Origin of the sequence: Pseudomonas sp. CM27 (assembly GCF_013179515.1) — a bacterium.
Lineage (GTDB): Bacteria > Pseudomonadota > Gammaproteobacteria > Pseudomonadales > Pseudomonadaceae > Aquipseudomonas.
In genome coordinates, this window is the sequence record NZ_JABMCN010000469.1 from 1 (window position 1) to 862 (window position 862).

1 protein-coding gene is annotated in these 862 nt (G+C 67.6%); it reads right to left on the reverse strand.

The window, feature by feature from the left end; all coding sequences use genetic code 11:
- Positions 1-862 (reverse strand): Ig-like domain-containing protein (locus HP547_RS29010; protein ID WP_172288939.1); only part of this gene is annotated, 862 nt, incomplete at both ends.

Consider the following 862-nt stretch of genomic DNA (forward strand, 5'->3'; position numbering starts at 1 on the left):
ACTTCCAGCGCCTCGCCATTGGCCTGGGCCGGGAACAGCGTGAGGCTGAAGGTGCCGTCTTCGTTGACCAGGCCGGTGCCGATCACAGTACCGGCAGCGTCGCGCACCTGCACGGTGGCGCCAGGCTCGCCGCGCCCGCTGAAGGTGACACCATCAACCAGGGCCAGCTCCGTGGGTTGCGCAGGGGCTTGCAGGTCCGGGGTATTCACTGTGCCCGGTTCGGATTCGTTGCCGGCGGCGTCGGTCAGCACCACTTGCAGGCTGCTGCCATCGTTAACCGGCGGGTCCAGGGTGAGCTGGAAGGTGCCATCCGGGTTGACCGTGCCGTTGGCCAGCACGTTGCCTTGGGCATCACGTACTTCGACGCTGGCACCGGCCTCGCCACGGCCGTTCAGCTGGCCACCGGCCAGGCCGATGACCAAATTGGTCGGGGCCTCTGGCGGCGTGGTGTCGCCGCCGTCGATGTCCGGTGCGGTGACATTGCCAGCGGTGGAGGCATTGCCGGCAACGTCGGTGGCAGTGACTTGCAGCTGCTCGCCGTTCACTTGTGGCGGGTCGAGGGTGATGCTGAAGCTGCCGGTGGCGCCCACTACTACGGTGCCCAGCACGGTGGTGCCGTCGGCGGCCAGCACACGCACGGTGCTGCCAGCTTCGGCACGGCCGGTGACGACGGTACCGTCGCCATTGATCAGCAGTTCGCTCGGGGCGACCGGTGCGGTGATGTCCGGTGCGCTGACCTGTACCGGCAGGGACGAGGCGCCGCTAGCGTCGATGGCCACCACATCCAGCAGTTCGCCGTTGGCCTGGGCCGGGTTGAGGATGACGGTGAAGGTACCTTCGGCACCTACCACGATACTGCCCA